Source organism: Amycolatopsis sp. VS8301801F10 (genome assembly GCF_046195355.1).
Lineage (GTDB): Bacteria > Actinomycetota > Actinomycetes > Mycobacteriales > Pseudonocardiaceae > Amycolatopsis.
On record NZ_CP176065.1, the window covers coordinates 3,083,367 to 3,097,791 of the forward strand.

At 68.8% G+C, this 14,425-nt stretch carries 16 protein-coding genes; 11 read left to right on the top strand and 5 right to left on the bottom strand.

Annotated features, from left to right (window positions below):
• Window positions 1–15: 15 nt before the first annotated feature.
• Window positions 16–606 (bottom strand): TetR/AcrR family transcriptional regulator, encoded by a 591-nt coding sequence (locus tag F9C11_RS14915; RefSeq protein ID WP_409185460.1) that lies wholly within the window; start codon window positions 604–606, stop codon window positions 16–18.
• Between the two features lie 93 nt (window positions 607–699).
• Between F9C11_RS14915 and F9C11_RS14920 the strand changes: the two genes are divergently transcribed.
• From F9C11_RS14920 to F9C11_RS14930, 3 genes are read left to right on the top strand one after another with little or no spacing between them, the layout of a single operon-like run.
• Window positions 700–1,095, top strand: a complete 396-nt coding sequence (locus F9C11_RS14920; protein ID WP_409185461.1) for a nuclear transport factor 2 family protein — start codon at window positions 700–702, stop codon at window positions 1,093–1,095.
• Window positions 1,088–1,894, top strand: coding sequence for an NmrA family NAD(P)-binding protein (locus tag F9C11_RS14925; protein ID WP_409185462.1), 807 nt, complete (start codon window positions 1,088–1,090; stop codon window positions 1,892–1,894). The genes F9C11_RS14920 and F9C11_RS14925 overlap by 8 nt, the downstream gene beginning before the upstream one ends.
• Complete coding sequence (locus F9C11_RS14930; protein ID WP_409185463.1) at window positions 1,891–3,081, top strand: alpha/beta hydrolase family protein; 1,191 nt, start codon at window positions 1,891–1,893, stop codon at window positions 3,079–3,081. The genes F9C11_RS14925 and F9C11_RS14930 overlap by 4 nt, the downstream gene beginning before the upstream one ends.
• Before the next feature lie 42 nt (window positions 3,082–3,123).
• Here F9C11_RS14930 and F9C11_RS14935 read toward each other — a convergent pair whose 3' ends face one another.
• A complete protein-coding gene (locus tag F9C11_RS14935; RefSeq protein WP_409185464.1) occupies window positions 3,124–3,753 on the bottom strand; it encodes a LysE family translocator in 630 nt (209 codons plus the stop codon).
• A gap of 239 nt (window positions 3,754–3,992) precedes the next feature.
• On the opposite strand from F9C11_RS14935, the gene F9C11_RS14940 reads away from it, so the two are divergent.
• Window positions 3,993–4,310, top strand: a complete 318-nt coding sequence (locus F9C11_RS14940) for a DUF6191 domain-containing protein (RefSeq protein ID WP_409185465.1) — start codon at window positions 3,993–3,995, stop codon at window positions 4,308–4,310.
• Between the two features lie 50 nt (window positions 4,311–4,360).
• Window positions 4,361–6,376: a protein meaA gene (locus tag F9C11_RS14945; protein ID WP_409185466.1), complete on the top strand. Its 2,016-nt coding sequence runs from the start codon at window positions 4,361–4,363 to the stop codon at window positions 6,374–6,376.
• Between the two features lie 324 nt (window positions 6,377–6,700).
• On the opposite strand, the gene F9C11_RS14950 is transcribed toward F9C11_RS14945, so the two are convergent.
• Entirely contained in the window at window positions 6,701–7,249 is a 549-nt protein-coding gene (locus F9C11_RS14950; protein WP_409185467.1) for a cysteine hydrolase family protein, read from the bottom strand.
• Between the two features lie 72 nt (window positions 7,250–7,321).
• Here F9C11_RS14950 and F9C11_RS14955 point away from each other — a divergent pair, with 72 nt between their 5' ends.
• A complete protein-coding gene (locus F9C11_RS14955) occupies window positions 7,322–8,320 on the top strand; it encodes a GlxA family transcriptional regulator (RefSeq protein WP_409185468.1) in 999 nt (332 codons plus the stop codon).
• The gene (locus F9C11_RS14960) at window positions 8,293–9,066 is read left to right on the top strand and encodes an enoyl-CoA hydratase-related protein (RefSeq protein WP_409185469.1); all 774 of its coding nucleotides are present in this window, start codon (window positions 8,293–8,295) and stop codon (window positions 9,064–9,066) included. Before F9C11_RS14955 ends, F9C11_RS14960 begins: the two co-directional genes overlap by 28 nt.
• A gap of 250 nt (window positions 9,067–9,316) precedes the next feature.
• Here the strand turns inward: F9C11_RS14960 and F9C11_RS14965 are convergent, their stop codons facing one another.
• A complete protein-coding gene (locus tag F9C11_RS14965; protein WP_409185470.1) occupies window positions 9,317–9,856 on the bottom strand; it encodes an NUDIX domain-containing protein in 540 nt (179 codons plus the stop codon).
• Between the two features lie 93 nt (window positions 9,857–9,949).
• Between F9C11_RS14965 and nucS the strand changes: the two genes are divergently transcribed.
• Window positions 9,950–10,609 (top strand): endonuclease NucS, encoded by a 660-nt coding sequence (nucS, locus tag F9C11_RS14970; RefSeq protein WP_409185471.1) that lies wholly within the window; start codon window positions 9,950–9,952, stop codon window positions 10,607–10,609.
• A gap of 11 nt (window positions 10,610–10,620) precedes the next feature.
• Here the strand turns inward: nucS and F9C11_RS14975 are convergent, their stop codons facing one another.
• Window positions 10,621–11,052, bottom strand: a complete 432-nt coding sequence (locus tag F9C11_RS14975) for a hypothetical protein (RefSeq protein ID WP_409185472.1) — start codon at window positions 11,050–11,052, stop codon at window positions 10,621–10,623.
• A 285-nt stretch (window positions 11,053–11,337) separates the two neighbouring features.
• On the opposite strand from F9C11_RS14975, the gene F9C11_RS14980 reads away from it, so the two are divergent.
• The 3 genes from F9C11_RS14980 to F9C11_RS14990 are packed head-to-tail and all read left to right on the top strand — an operon-like array spanning window position 11,338 to window position 14,364.
• Complete coding sequence (locus tag F9C11_RS14980) at window positions 11,338–13,035, top strand: sodium:solute symporter family protein (protein WP_409186911.1); 1,698 nt, start codon at window positions 11,338–11,340, stop codon at window positions 13,033–13,035.
• A gap of 10 nt (window positions 13,036–13,045) precedes the next feature.
• Window positions 13,046–13,321 carry a hypothetical protein gene (locus F9C11_RS14985; protein ID WP_409185473.1) on the top strand — a complete coding sequence of 92 codons (276 nt, stop codon included), beginning with the start codon at window positions 13,046–13,048 and terminating at the stop codon, window positions 13,319–13,321.
• 47 nt (window positions 13,322–13,368) lie between these two features.
• Window positions 13,369–14,364: a hypothetical protein gene (locus F9C11_RS14990; RefSeq protein ID WP_409185474.1), complete on the top strand. Its 996-nt coding sequence runs from the start codon at window positions 13,369–13,371 to the stop codon at window positions 14,362–14,364.
• Window positions 14,365–14,425: the final 61 nt, after the last annotated feature.

Sequence of the window (14,425 nt, forward strand, 5' to 3'; positions counted from 1 at the left end):
GGTGAGCGATGCGCGTTAGCTTTTCAACGCGCGCACCACTAAATCCGTCACCTTGTCCAAATACCCTTCCTCCGCCGGAGCCCCGCGCACGATCAGCCGCCAGTAAACAATTCCGGCCCCGATGTCCAGAGCCATCTCGAGATCGGTGTCCGCCGGGATTTCCCCGCGCTCGATCGCCCTGGTGAACACCGCTCGGCTGATCGCCCGGCGCGGCTCGCCGATGGTCTCGCGGGCGAATTCGGCCATGGCCGGATTGCGGCGGCCCTCCGCGATCAGCCCGGGGAAAATCCGCGAAAACCGCGGGTGCGTGATCCATCCGTAAAGCGCTTCCAGTGAGGCCCGGATATCGCCGCGCAGGCTGCCGGTGTCCGGGTCCACCGCGCGCGCCAGGCTGAATTCCGCGATGACCGCGCCGATCATTTCGTCTTTCGATCGCCAGCGCCGGTACAGCGCGCTTTTCCCGACTCCCGCGCGTTTCGCTACCGCTTCCATCGACAGCCTGCCGAAGCCGTGGTCGGCCAGTTCGTCGATCACGGCTTCGGTGATGGCGTAGGTGACGTCGGGCTGCAGCACGGCAGCTCCGGTCGGCGTCCGGCGGTTCGTCATGCCGGTCAGCATAACGGGTGGACGAGACGGTCCCGTCCCGTGTACGTTGACGACGAGACGGTACCGTCTCGTCCATTCCTGAGGAGGGGCTCGATGACACTCATAGATCACGCGCTGGACCTGCTGATCCGGCACGATATGGCCGGTTTCCTGCAGTTGTTCGCCGAGGACGCCGTGACCGAGTTCCCGTTCGCCGCGCCGGGACGGCCGGAGCGCGTCGAAGGCCGTGCCGCGCTGGCCGAGTACCTGCGCGACTATCCGAACCTGCTCGACCACCGCGAGATCGTCGCGAAGACCGTGCACCAGACCACCGACCCGGAGGTCACGATCGCGGAGTTCGAGCTGGCCGGCCTCGCGGTCGCCACCCAGAAGCCCTACCGCCTGCGCTACGTCGTGGTCCTGACGGTCCGCGACGGCCTGATCCGCCGCTACCGCGACTACTGGAGCCCGCTCGCCGTCACCGAGGTTCTCGGGGTGCCCGGTGTCTGAGGTTCTCGTGCTCGGCTCGACCGGCACCACCGGCAGCCGCGTCGTGCGCGGGCTGCGCGACGCCGGGGTGCGGGCCCGGGCGGCGACCCGGAATCCCGTCGGGCCCGGCCAGATCCGGTTCGACTGGGACGATCCCGCGACGTACGGCCCGGCGCTGCACGGGGTCTCGGCGGTCTACCTGATCGCCCCGGTCGCGGCCGAGCCGCGGCCGCTCGTCGAAGCCTTCCTCAAGCACGCGCCGGAAGCCCGCGTGGTGTTGCTGAGTTCGTCCGCGGTGGACGAGCACACGCCGGTGGTGGGCGAGTTGCCCGGCCTGGTCCGCCGCCAGCCGGGCTGGGCGGTGCTGCGGCCGTCGTGGTTCATGCAGAACTTCCTGCCCGGGCACTTGGTCGGCGACAGCGCCCGCGCGGGCCGGATCGTGACCGCGACCGGCGACGCCCGGGTGGCGTTCGTGGACGCGGGCGACATCGCCGCGGTCGCGGTCCGCGCGCTGCTCGATCCGCGACCGCACAACACCGATCACCTGATCACCGGTCCGCGCGCGCTCAGCTACGCCGAGGCCGCCGAGATCGTCGGGAAACGGCTCGGCCATCCGGTCGGGCACGCCCCGGTTTCCACTGAGGAATACCAGCAATTCCTGGTCCGCGAAGGCCTGCCCGAGTCGTACGCCGAAATGCTCGCCTTGCTGGACGAGGCGATCCGCGGCGGCTCCGAGGACCGCGTGACCGACACCGTCGAGCGGGTCGCCGGACGACCCGCTCGTGACTTCCGCACCTTCGCGAACGAGGAGATCCGATGAAGCCGCTGTTGTTCGAAGACGACCCGCAATTCTGGTTCGAAACCCTGGTCGCCCTCGGCCAGATCGCCTACGGGGGCGCGGATTTCGGCGAGGTCGTCGCGATCGCGTCGAATATCAAGTCCGGTGACTACGACAGCTGGCACGACGCGTGGCTCGCCGCGGCCGAACGGCTCTACGCCGAAGCGGCCACCATGCACCCGGTCAGCGCGCGCGACGCGTACCTGCGTGCCTCGACGTACTACCGCCGCGCGGAGTTTTTCTTGCACGGCAACCCGGACGACCCGCGAATCAACTACGCCTACGAGCGCAACGTCGAGTGCTTCCAGCGCGCGATCGAGACGATCGACAATGTCGAGCGGATCGAAATCCCCTACGACGGCCACGTCCTGCGCGGCTACTTCTACCGCGCACCTGGTGATGGTCCGAAGCCGCTTCTGGTGGTGCACAACGGTTTCGACGGCAGCGCCGAAGACCTGCACTTCATGGGCGCGACGGCGGGCCAGGAACGCGGCTACCACGTGCTGACCTTCGACGGCCCCGGCCAGCCCAGCGCCGTGCATCGCGACGGAATGCTGTTCCGCCCGGACTGGGAGCACGTCGTGAGCCAGGTGCTCGACTACGCCCTCGCTCGCCCGGAGGTGCTGCCGGACAAGGTCGCCCTGATCGGCTGGAGCCTCGGCGGGATGCTCGCGCCGCGTGCCGCCGCGTTCGAGCCGAGGCTGTCGGCCGTCGTCGCGGTGGACGGGCTCCTCGACGCCGGCGCGGCGTTCGTGCAGCAGCTCCCGTGGGACCGCGACGAGATCGTCCGCCGGGCGAACGCGCCGGAGGACCCGGAACTGGACGCCTTTCTGGCCGCCGCGCGGGAGCAGAGCCCGACCGTCCGCTGGGCGCTGAGCCACGGCCGCTACGTGATGGGCGGTGCGAGCGATCGCGAGTTCTTGGCGAAGTACCTCGAGTACCACCTGTATGACGGCGTGGCCGAGCGCATCACGTGTCCGGCGCTGATCTGCGACGCTCCGGAGGACCTGTTCTTCACCGGCCAGCCGCGGCAGTTGTACGACCGGATCAGCGGCCCGAAGAAGCTGCTGAACTTCACCGCGGAGGAGGGCGCGGACGCCCATTGTCACGTCGGCGCGATGCGGTTGGCGAGCGGCCGCATTTACGACTGGCTGGACGACGTGCTGTGAGGTCTTGTGAGTGTCTATGCCGGTTCTAATCGGCGTGCGCACTCACGAGGATTCCAGGGCCAGCGCCGCGCCGAACCCGACCAGCGCGGTGCCGGTCACCCCGTCCAGCGCGCGGCGGACCTTGCGCCGGCTGAGCCACGCGCGGACGCGGTGCACGAAGAACAGGAGGACCAGCAGCCAGATCGTGCCCAGCACGGCGACCGTGTAGGCGAGCACCAGCGCGTCCCAGGTCGTCGTGCGGACCGGGTCGAGGAACTGCGGCAGCACCGACAGGTACAGCACCAGCACCTTGGGGTTCGTGATGTTCGACAGGAACCCCTCGCGCCACCGCCGGAAACCGCTGGCGCGCTTGCGCTGGGTGTCGGCGACCGCGTCGTAGTTGCCGCGCCAGGCGCCGCGCAGCGCCTGGAAACCGAGGTAGAGGAGGTACGCCGCACCAAGCCACTTGAGCGCGAGAAACACCGGCTGCGAACGAGCGATGACGACACCGAGCCCCAGCGCCGCGGCAGTGCCCTGCACCGCGTTGCCGGCGAAGATGCCCGCCGTGGCCAGCAACCCGCCGCGCGCCCCGCCGGACAGTGCGTTCTTCAGCATCACCATCGTGTCCGGCCCCGGCGCGAGCACGATGAGGACCACGATCACCAGATAACTGCCGTACCCGCTCCACGTCACGTCTGACCACGGTAGATCCCGGACCGGCCGTAGTCTCGCGGATTTCCGTCACAATGGTTCGCCCCGGGCGGACTGGGCGGCATCGAGGTCCGCTGGCGTGGCTCCAGGCCTGGGCGGGCCGCGCGGGTCCGCGACCACGGTGCCGGGACCGGTGCCGGACTGCTCGCGATCGACGATCCCGAGCACGTCGCCGAGCTGGTCTCCGGAACGTTCCGCGCGGTCCGGTCGTTGGGTGAAACATGCTGCTGACCTTGCTGGGTCTTTCGCTGCCGGTCGCCACCATCGTGCTGCTGGTCGTCGGCGGATGGGAGCTGCGGCGGAAGAAGAAGCCGTCCCGGCTCAAGGCGCGACTGTCCTCGACCTACCTCGACGAGGTCACCGCGTTCCTCTACGGCACCAAGTGCAACGAGCTCGAACACCGGGATTCGGTGGAGATGACTCTCGAGGAGGAAGCGCAGGGAGCGCCGCCGCTGGGTACCGTCGACCTGGACCGCGGGGTCGTGGTCGTCCGGCCCGGCGCGTCACCCGGGCGTGGCCGAATCCACTCCGCCGATTAAGTTACCGGCGGGTACACTCGGGCGGTCGTCTCGGCGAAGAGAGGTGCACCGTGCCGTACCCCACCGACCACGAGCGCGACCGGCCCTGGGTGATGCGCACCTATGCGGGTCATTCGTCCGCCGCCGCGTCCAACGAGCTGTATCGGCGGAACCTCGCCAAGGGCCAGACCGGTTTGTCGGTCGCCTTCGACCTTCCGACGCAGACCGGCTACGACCCGGACCACGTGCTCGCGCGCGGAGAGGTCGGGAAGGTCGGCGTGCCGGTCTCGCACATCGGCGACATGCGGCAGCTGTTCGACGGCATCCCGCTCGCCGAGGCGAACACCTCGATGACCATCAACGCGCCCGCGATGTGGCTGCTCGCGCTCTACGTCTCGGTGGCCCGCGAGCAGGCCGAAGCCGAGGGCCGCGACGTCGACGAGGTGCTGGCCAAGCTCACCGGCACCACGCAGAACGACATCATCAAGGAGTACCTCTCCCGCGGCACCTACATTTTCCCGCCCGGGCCGAGCCTCCGGCTGATCACCGACATGATCGCGTGGACCGTGCACCACGTGCCGAAGTGGAACCCGATCAACATCTGCAGCTACCACCTGCAGGAAGCGGGCGCGACGCCGACGCAGGAGGTCGCGTACGCGCTGTGCACCGCGATCGCCGTGCTGGACGCGGTGCGCGACTCCGGCCAGGTCGACCAGGCCGACATGGAGAAGGTCGTCGCGCGGATTTCGTTCTTCGTCAACGCGGGTGTCCGGTTCGTCGAAGAGATGTGCAAGATGCGCGCGTTCACGCAACTGTGGGACGAGCTGACGCGCGAGCGCTACGGCGTGGAGAACCCGAAGGCGCGGCGGCTGCGGTACGGCGTTCAGGTGAACTCGCTCGGGCTCACCGAGGCGCAGCCGGAGAACAACGTCCAGCGGATCGTGCTGGAGATGCTGGCCGTGTCGCTGTCGCGGGGTTCGCGGGCGCGGGCGATCCAGTTGCCCGCGTGGAACGAGGCGCTCGGGTTGCCTCGGCCGTGGGACCAGCAGTGGGCGTTGCGGATGCAGCAGGTGCTCGCGTTCGAGACGGATTTGCTGGAGTACGAGGACATTTTCGACGGGTCGCACGTGGTGCAGGCCAAGGTCGACGAAATTGTTTCCGGGGCTCGCGAGGAAATCGCGCGGGTGCAGGATCTCGGCGGGGCGGTGGCTGCCGTCGAGAGCGGGTATATGAAGTCGCAGCTCGTTTCTTCGCTCGCGGAATACCGGCGCGGGGTGGAGAGCGGGGAGCGGATTCTGGTCGGGGTGAACAAGTTCGAGACGACCGAGCCGTCGCCGTTGCAGGCGGAGGGGGCCAAGGCGATCGAGACTATCGACCCGGCGGTGGAGAAGGCCGCGGTCGCTTCCGTGGAGAAATGGCGAGAGGAGCGGGATAACGACGCGGTCGCTGCTTCTCTCGCGGCTTTGAAGGAAGCTGCGGGGACTTCGGACAATTTGTTCGAGGCTACTTTGGCGTGTGCCCGGGCCGGGGTGACGACCGGCGAATGGTCCGGGGCGTTGCGGGAGGTGTTCGGGGAATACCGGGCGCCGACCGGGGTTTCCGCCGCGGCTGCTGCTGGGCAGGGGGATCCTGGGCTGGAGCGGGTTCGGGAGCTGGTTCGCCGGACTGAGGCCGAGATGGGGGAGCGGCTGCGGATTCTCGTGGGGAAGCCTGGGCTGGACGGGCATTCCAACGGGGCGGAGCAGGTCGCGGTGCGGGCTCGCGATGTCGGGTTCGAGGTTGTTTATCAGGGGATCCGGCTGACTCCGGAGCAGATTGTCGCGGCCGCGGTGCAGGAAGGGGTGCACGTGGTCGGGTTGTCGGTGTTGTCCGGGTCGCATCTTGAGGTCGTGCCGTTGGTAGTGGACGGGCTTAGGGCGGCTGGGGCCGGGGATATTCCGGTTATTGTGGGCGGGATTATTCCGCCGGATGATGCGGCGTTGTTGACTGAGCGGGGGATTGCTCGGGTGTTTACGCCTAAGGATTATGAGCTGACTGACATTATGGCTGGGATTGTGGAGTTGGTTCGGGAGAGGCATGGGTTGTGAGGGTTCGGCTCGTCGCCCTGGCGGGCGACATTGCCGAGTCTTGGGTTGCGTGGGGCACCCCGATTTTTCATTGTGCTGACGGTTCGGGGGTGCTTGTCAAGGCGGGAAAGATGCCTTGACAAGCACCCCCGAACCGCAGGGCGGCTTTGTATCGGGGTTGGGGGAGGGGCTGGGTGCCTCGCTCGTTAGGTGCACTGGCTGCGGGTTGGGGCTGGGTGCCTCGATGTTTGGGTGCAGCGGTGGCGGTTTTTTCGCGGGTTGGGTGGTTCGCTCGTGGGTGCGGCGGTTGCGGTTGGGGGCTGGGTGCCGTGAGGGGGTAGGCAGTCAGGCCAGGATTTCCTTGGTGTTTTTTACTGTGGCGAAGCCGCCGCCGTGGAGGTTTGTGGCGGTTGCTTTTGCCAGCTCTTCCGCGGTCAGGGTGGTGCCGTCTGGGCCGGTCAGGTCGAAGGTGAAGGTGGCGTCCAGTGCGAAAGTCACGTCGTAGCCCAGGTTTCCACCCATGCGGGCGGTGGTTTCGCAGCAGAAGTTGGTTTGGATTCCGGCCAGTACGAAGCTCGTTATTCCTCGGGTTGTGAACCAGGCATGCAGGTCTATGTCGCCTAGGAATGCCGAGTTCACCTTTTTTCCGAAGACCAGGTCTGGGCGGGCGTTGGCCAGTTCCGGTTTGAAGTCGTTGCCTTGCTGGCCTGGGCGCAGGGGCGAATCCGGTTTGACAGAGTCGTGGTGGACCAGCACGACTGGGGCCCGGCGGGCTTGCCAGGCTTCCAGCAGGGCCTGGATGTTCGCTTCCGCGCCGGGGTTGTTGCGCGGGCCCCAGAACTTGGCGTCGTCGAAGCCTTGCTGGACGTCGATCAGCAGTAGCGCGGTAGTCATGACCTCGAGTCTCGCGGGAGACCGTGCTCCGCGGGGAGTGGCAGAAGAGGCGCGTTGCGGTACTTTTCTGCCATGCGCACGATCGGGGTGCTGCTCCTGCCGGGCAGCCGGATGTTCGACCTGGCGGTGATCGCGGAGGTGTGGGCGCAGGACCGCACCGAGAGTGCCATCGGGCCGTTCACCGTGCGGGTTTGCGCGCCTGGGCGAGGGCGTATCCGGGTGTCGCCGTTTGGGGAAGTCGTTGCGACGCATGGGCTTTCCGGGCTGGACGGATGCGACCTGGTTCTCGCGCCGGGGCGGGACGACCCCCTCGCTGAAGTCCCGGTCGCGGCCCGCGCCGCGCTTCGGCGGGTTCATCGGTCGGGGGCGGTGGTCGCTGGGCTGTGTTCCGGGGCCTTCACGCTCGCTGCCGCCGGGCTGCTCGACGGGCGGCCCGCTACGACGCATTGGCGCGACCTGGACGCACTCGCGACCGCCGCGCCCGCTGCCGATCTCCGGCGCGACGTCCTGTACACCGAGCAGGACCGCATACTCACGTCGGCGGGGGTGGTCGGGGGCCTCGATCTTTGCCTGCATCTGGTTCGCCGCGATCACGGCGCGGACGTTGCCGCTCGTCTCGCGCGTCGGCTGGTCATGCCTCCGGTTCGGGAGGGCGGGCAGCGGCAGTTCGCGGAATCTCCGTTGCCCGGCACCGCTTCCCGGCCGGGGATCGCGTCCACAATGGACTGGGCGATGGCTCGGCTCGCGGACGAGATCGGGGTGTCCGACCTGGTCGAGCACGCGGGGATGAGCCCTCGGACGTTCCACCGCGAGTTCGCTGCCGCTACCGGCAGCACCCCGGGGCGGTGGCTGCTCGGTCAGCGGGTGCGGCACGCGCGGCGGCTGCTGGAGACCACGGATCTGCCGGTCGCCCGGGTGGCCGAACGCGCGGGGCTCGGCAGCGCGGCGAACCTGCGGCGCCGGCTGCGGGCGGAGGTCGGGGTCGGGCCGGATTCGTATCGGCGCACTTTCCGCATCCGGCCGGCCGGGGTTACGGTCGGGGCATGGGCGAGTACGAGCACCTCCTCGTGAAGCGGGACGGGGACACGATCACCATCACGATGAACCGCGCGGCGCGGCGCAATTCGCTGTCCGCCGAGCATCTCGGCGAATTGCTCGCCGCGTTCCGGGAGGCGGGCGAGTCCGACGCGACCGGCATCGTGCTCGCCGGCGCGGGGCCGGTGTTCTCGGCCGGACACGACTTCGGCGACGTCGCCTCCCGCGACCTCATGGGCGTGCGCGAGCTGCTCACCCTGTGCACGACGCTGATGCGGACGATGGAATCCGTGCCGCAGGTGGTGCTCGCCCGGGTGCACGGCCTGGCGACAGCCGCGGGCTGCCAGCTGGTGGCGTCGTGCGACCTGGCGGTCGCGGCGGAATCGGCGGGCTTCGCCCTGCCCGGCGGCAAGGGCGGCTGGTTCTGCCACACGCCCGCGGTGCCGGTGGCGCGCGCGATCGGCCGGAAACGTCTGATGGAACTGGCCTTGACCGGCGACGTGATCGACGCGGCGACGGCGCTGGACTGGGGCTTGGTCAACCGCGTAGTCCCCGACGATTCCCTGGACGAGGCGGTCGCCGACCTGCTCGGCCGCGCGACCCGCGGCAGCCGCGCCAGCAAGGCGATGGGCAAGCAGACCCTGTACGCCCAGCTGGACCGGCCGGAAGCGGACGCGTACGCGATCGCCGTCGAGGTGATGGCGTCGGCTTCGCAGCTGCCCGGCGCGCGGGAAGGGATGGCGGCGTTCTTGGAGAAGCGCAAACCCGAGTGGACGGATTAACGCTTCGACTGGCCTGGACGTTCGCGCGGGAGTGGTCGCAGGTCGGCGGGGTTTGCGGGTGAGCAGCCACAGATCAGCGGGGTTTGCGGGTGAGTGGTCGCGGGTTGGCGGGGTTTGCGCGAGAGCGGCCGCGGGTTGGCGGGTGAGTGGTCGCGGGTCCGCGGGGTTCGCGGGTGAGCAGCCACAGGTCAGCGGGGTTCGCGGATGAACGGTCGCGGGTCCGCGGCGTTCGTGCGAGAGCAGCCGCAGGTCAGCGGCGTTCGTGCAGCAGCAGCAACGTGTACGCGGCCACCGATTGCGCGTCCGAGATCTCCCCGGTGGAGATCATCTTCTCCACCTCCGTCCGGCTGAACCACGCCGTCCGCATGTCCTGTTCCTCCAGTTCGCGCTCCGGCTCGCCCTCGGTGAGGCCGGTCGCGAGATACACGTGCCCGCGCTGGCTGGCCATCCCGGGCGCGACGTCGAGCATCCCCAGTTCCGTGAGCGCCGTCGCCCGCAATCCGGTCTCCTCCCGCAATTCCCGCCGGGCCAGTTCGGCGGGCGGGGTCTCGGCGAGGTCGGGCGCGGTGCCCTGCGGGAACTCCCACCGGCGCATCCCGAGCGGGTACCGGAACTGCTCGACCAGGTGCAGCCGGTCGCCGTCGAGCGGGATGACCAGGGCGTAGGTCGGTTTGTCGACCACGCCGTAGATGCCGTCGCTGCCGTCGGCGCGGCGGACGGCGTCCTCGCGCACCGTCATCCAGTTGTTCCGGTACACCTCGCGGGTCGCGACACGCTGAATGGGGTCCACCTCGCCAGTATCGCCGAGCCTGTCCTACCCTCGGCGGGTGCGTCTCGTGCTCCCTTCCCAGCAAGCCAGCCCGCTCCGTGCGGGGCGGGTCCGATGAGGCTCGTCGTCGCCCGGTGCCAGGTCGACTACGTCGGCAGGCTGACCGCGCATCTCCCGATGGCCAACCGCGTCCTGATGGTGAAGGCCGACGGTTCGGTGCTCGTGCACTCCGACGGCGGCTCGTACAAGCCGCTGAACTGGATGTCGCCGCCGTGCTGGCTGATCGAGGACCCGGACATCTGGACGGTCCAGAACAAGGCCGGCGAGAAACTCGTCATCACCATCGACGAGGTCATGCACGATTCGAAGCACGACCTCGGCGTCGACCCGGGCCTGCAGAAGGACGGCGTGGAAGCGCACCTGCAGGAACTGCTCGCCGAGCACATCAAAACCCTCGGCGAGGGCTACACGCTGGTCCGCCGCGAGTACCCGACCGCGATCGGCCCGGTCGACATCATGGCCCGCGACGCCGACGGCGGCTCGGTCGCGGTGGAGATCAAGCGCCGCGGCGAGATCGACGGCGTCGAGCAGCTGACCCGGTACCTCGAACTCCTCAACCGCGACCCGCTGCTGGCCCCGGTGCAGGGCGTGTTCGCGGCGCAGGTGATCAAGCCGCAGGCGCGCGTCCTCGCCGAGGACCGCGGGATCCGCTGCGTGGTCCTGGACTACGACGCGTTGCGCGGCACGGATTCCGACGAGTTCCGCCTGTTCTGAGCAGCCGGCCCTCAGTTCGCTGCGCGCGGGATCGGGCTTCGGCGCTGAGCCGCCTTCGCAGCGAACCACGCCCTCGTCTCCGCGTGCAACAACGCCCTCCCCACCAACCCGGCCAGCGCCAGTCCTATCGACGCCGCAATGCCGCCCGCCGGGATGACCAGACCGTCGAGCGCGGACAGCACCTCGAACGTCAGCAGCGCCCACCGGCCCCAGCCGTAACCGAGCAGGACCGCGATCCCGGCCGCGAGCAGACCGGCGGCGAAGGCGTACGACAGGTATTCGAGCCCGTACAGAATCGAAAACGGCTGTTCGCCGCCGCCTCGTTGCTTGTCGATCTGCTGCCGGGCAAAGACGCCGAACACGCCGTTCAGGAGCGCGTGCAGGGCCGCGAACGCGAGCGCGGCACGCAGCCGCCCGGGCATGGGCAGCGCGGGACCGGTCATCGCGGCGGGTCCTTTCCGGGGCGTCGAAGGTGCCGGGAGCTTAGGGGCCAGAGACCGCGCACCGCCCCGGAACGGGTGAATCTGTGACCTGGTCGAGAAGTTGCCGGGTGAAGCGACAGGACTCAACACCGGGGCTTCCGGGCACGCGGAATGCACAGGTCAGCGGCAGGTTGGTGAAAAACCGCGGTGTCGGGGTGCCTCTTCGGAATCCATGCAGTACTGTGCCGGTCTGACAGGAACGATGGTGTTTCCTGTGCGAGAATGTTTGATTCGGAGGTGGCAGGGGTGCCGTTCCTCGCCGACGCGAACTTGCGGCTCGACGCGAGTCCGATCGACTACATCGAGTTGGCGTTCTATTTCGTCCTGGTGCTCGGCATCGGCTATCTCGCGCGAAGGCAGGTGTCGAGCAGTCTCGACTTCCTGCTGTCGGGCCGGTCGCTGCCGGCGTGGGTCACCGGCCTCGCGTTCATTTCCGCGAACCTCGGCGCGGTCGAGGTCATGGGCATGTCCGCCAACGGCGTCCTCTACGGCCTGCCGACCGTCCACTACTTCTGGATCGGCGCCATCCCGGCGATGCTGTTCCTCGGCCTGGTGATGATGCCGTTCTACTACGGCTCCAAGGTCCGCAGCGTGCCCGAGTTCATGCGCCGCCGGTTCGGCCCGACCGCGCACCTCGTCAACGGCATCAGCTTCGCCGCGGCGCAGATCCTGATCGCGGGCGCGAACCTGTTCCTGCTGGCCAGCGTCGTGAACCTGCTGCTGGGCTGGCCGCTGTGGGTGTCGATCGTCGTCGCGGCCGCCATCGTGCTCGGCTACACCGCGCTGGGCGGGCTGTCCGCCGCGATCTACAACGAGGTGCTGCAGTTCTTCGTGATCGTCGTGGCGCTGCTGCCGCTCACCATCGTCGGCCTGGTCAAGGTCGGCGGCTGGCAGGGCCTGGTCGACAAGATCACGCACGGCCCGGGCGGCACCGCGCAGCTGCACTCCTGGCCGGGCGACAACCTGACCGGCTTCGGCAACAACTTCCTGTCCGTCCTCGGCATCGTGTTCGGTCTCGGCTTCGTGCTGTCGTTCGGGTACTGGACGACGAACTTCGTCGAGGTCCAGCGCGCGATGGCGTCGAAGAGCATGTCCGCCGCGCGGCGGACGCCGATCATCGGCGCGTTCCCGAAGATGCTGGTCCCGTTCATCGTGATCATCCCCGGCATGATCGCCGGCGTCGTGGTGCCGGAGTACCTGCAGGACAAGGGACTTCTGCTCGCCGGCGAACCGGCCAAGAGCGGGGTCACCGCGAACAACGCGCTCCTGCTGCTGATGCGCGACCTGCTGCCCAACGGCATCCTCGGCATCGCGATCGCCGGTCTGCTCGCGTCGTTCATGGCGGGCATGGCGGCGAACCTCAGCTCGTTCAACACCGTCTTCACGTACGACATCTGGCAGACGTACGTGAAGAAGGACAAGCCGGACGGCTACTACCTGAACCTCGGCCGCAAGACCACGGTCGGCGCGACCGTGCTGGCCATCGGCACCGCGTTCGTCGCCATGCAGTCCGCGAACATCCTGACTTACCTGCAGGACCTGTTCTCCTTCTTCAACGCGCCGCTGTTCGCCACGTTCATCCTCGGCATGTTCTGGAAGCGGATGACCGCGGCGGCCGGGTGGATCGGCTTGGTGGCCGGCACCGCGTCGGCGGTCACGATCTGGCTGCTGTCGCAGTTCGAGGTGCTTTCGCTCGCCGGGCAGGGCACCAGCTTCGTGGCCGCGGGCACCGCGTTCGTGGTCGACATCGTGGTGAGCGTCGGGGTTTCGCTGGCCACCCAGCCGAAGCCGGACGAACAGCTGGTCGGGCTGGTTTACTCGCTCACGCCGCGCGACGCGCTCAAGCACGACAACACCGGCGAGAACGCGGGCTGGTACCGCAAGCCGGGCCTGCTGGCCGGCATCGTGCTCGTGCTCACCATCGCGCTGAACATCATCTTCTGAGGAGGCCCGCATGACCGAGAAAACCTCGCGGCCGCACAAGGCGGGCGCCTTCGACATCCGGCTGATCATCGCGTTGCTGCTCGGCGTCTACGGCGTGATCCTCACGATCATGGGTGCCGGGTTCACCAGCGACGACGATCTGAAGAAAGCCGCCGACGTGAACATCAACCTCTGGTCGGGCATCGGCCTGCTGGTAGTCACCGCGATGTTCGTGCTGTGGGCGGTGCTGCGGCCGCTGGTCGTGCCGCCGAGCACTGAAACGACGGAAAGCTCACCCGCCGAATAACCGGGTTGTTCCCCCGTCCGGCAGCCTGGCCCGCTAGGTTGCCGGACGTGGTGCACGATCTCCGGTTCGGCCGGTTCCTGAAGTTGTCCGCCCTGGCCGCGGCGGGTGCGGTCGCGATGTCCGCGTGCGGCGGCCCGAATCTGGGCAAGGAGAACTTCGCGCGCACGACCGTCCCCGCCGCCGGGGACAGCGCCGCGACCTCCGGCCCGATCACCGATCCCGCGGTCGCCCCCGCGGTCCTGCGCGACCTGCTGCCGTGCCAGTTCGTGGACAAGACCGCGATGAGCCCGCTCGGCGCCTTGCAGGGCGAGGCGAGGGCGTCGAGCACGCAGTTCGACTCCTGCGTCGCGAAGGCGACCGACCCGGGCGGCAAGGAAATCCGGGCGAGCGTCGAGGTCGGCGGCATCGTGACGTTCGCGTCGGACAAGACCACCGGCGTGGTCGGCGGGCTGCCGCAGGTCGAGGTGCCCGACCTCGGCGGCGGATCCGGCTGCGTGGTCAGCGCGCTCACCGCGCGGAACCCGTCCTTCGGCGTGTCGTTCCGGATCGACTACACCGGCGGCGACGCCTGCGCCGCCGGCCGCAAGCTCGTCGCGACGGCGGTCGAGAAACTGCACAACAACCCGCAGAAGTACACGCCCGGCCCGGGCACGCTGCTCGCCGTCGATCCGTGCACGGTGCTCGACCCGGCCGCCGTGGAGGGCGTCGTGAAGGGCGCGAAGCCGCGGCCGTCCGGACTGCACTCGTGCGAGTGGGGCCTCATCCCGAGCGTCCGGGTGACGATGTTCCCCGGCGTCGCGCCGAGCGAGGGCGACGGCTGGCTGAAGGCCGACGTCGGCACCCCGAACCAGGCGTACTCGAAACAGGGCGGCACCGGGTCGAGCTGCCAGGTCAAGTGGCAGCACCGGCAGTGGAAGGAAGACCACGTCGAGGTTGTCCAGCTGGAGTACTCGAACTCCGACGCGCAGGCGGACAAGGACGACCCGTGCGGCAAGACCGTCGGGCTGGCCAAGCAGCTGGCCGGGAAACTGCCCGCGGCGTGACCCGTGGGGCGCTTTGCGGCGCGCCCGGCGACCTCATAGGTTGGGGGCCGTCCACGACGCC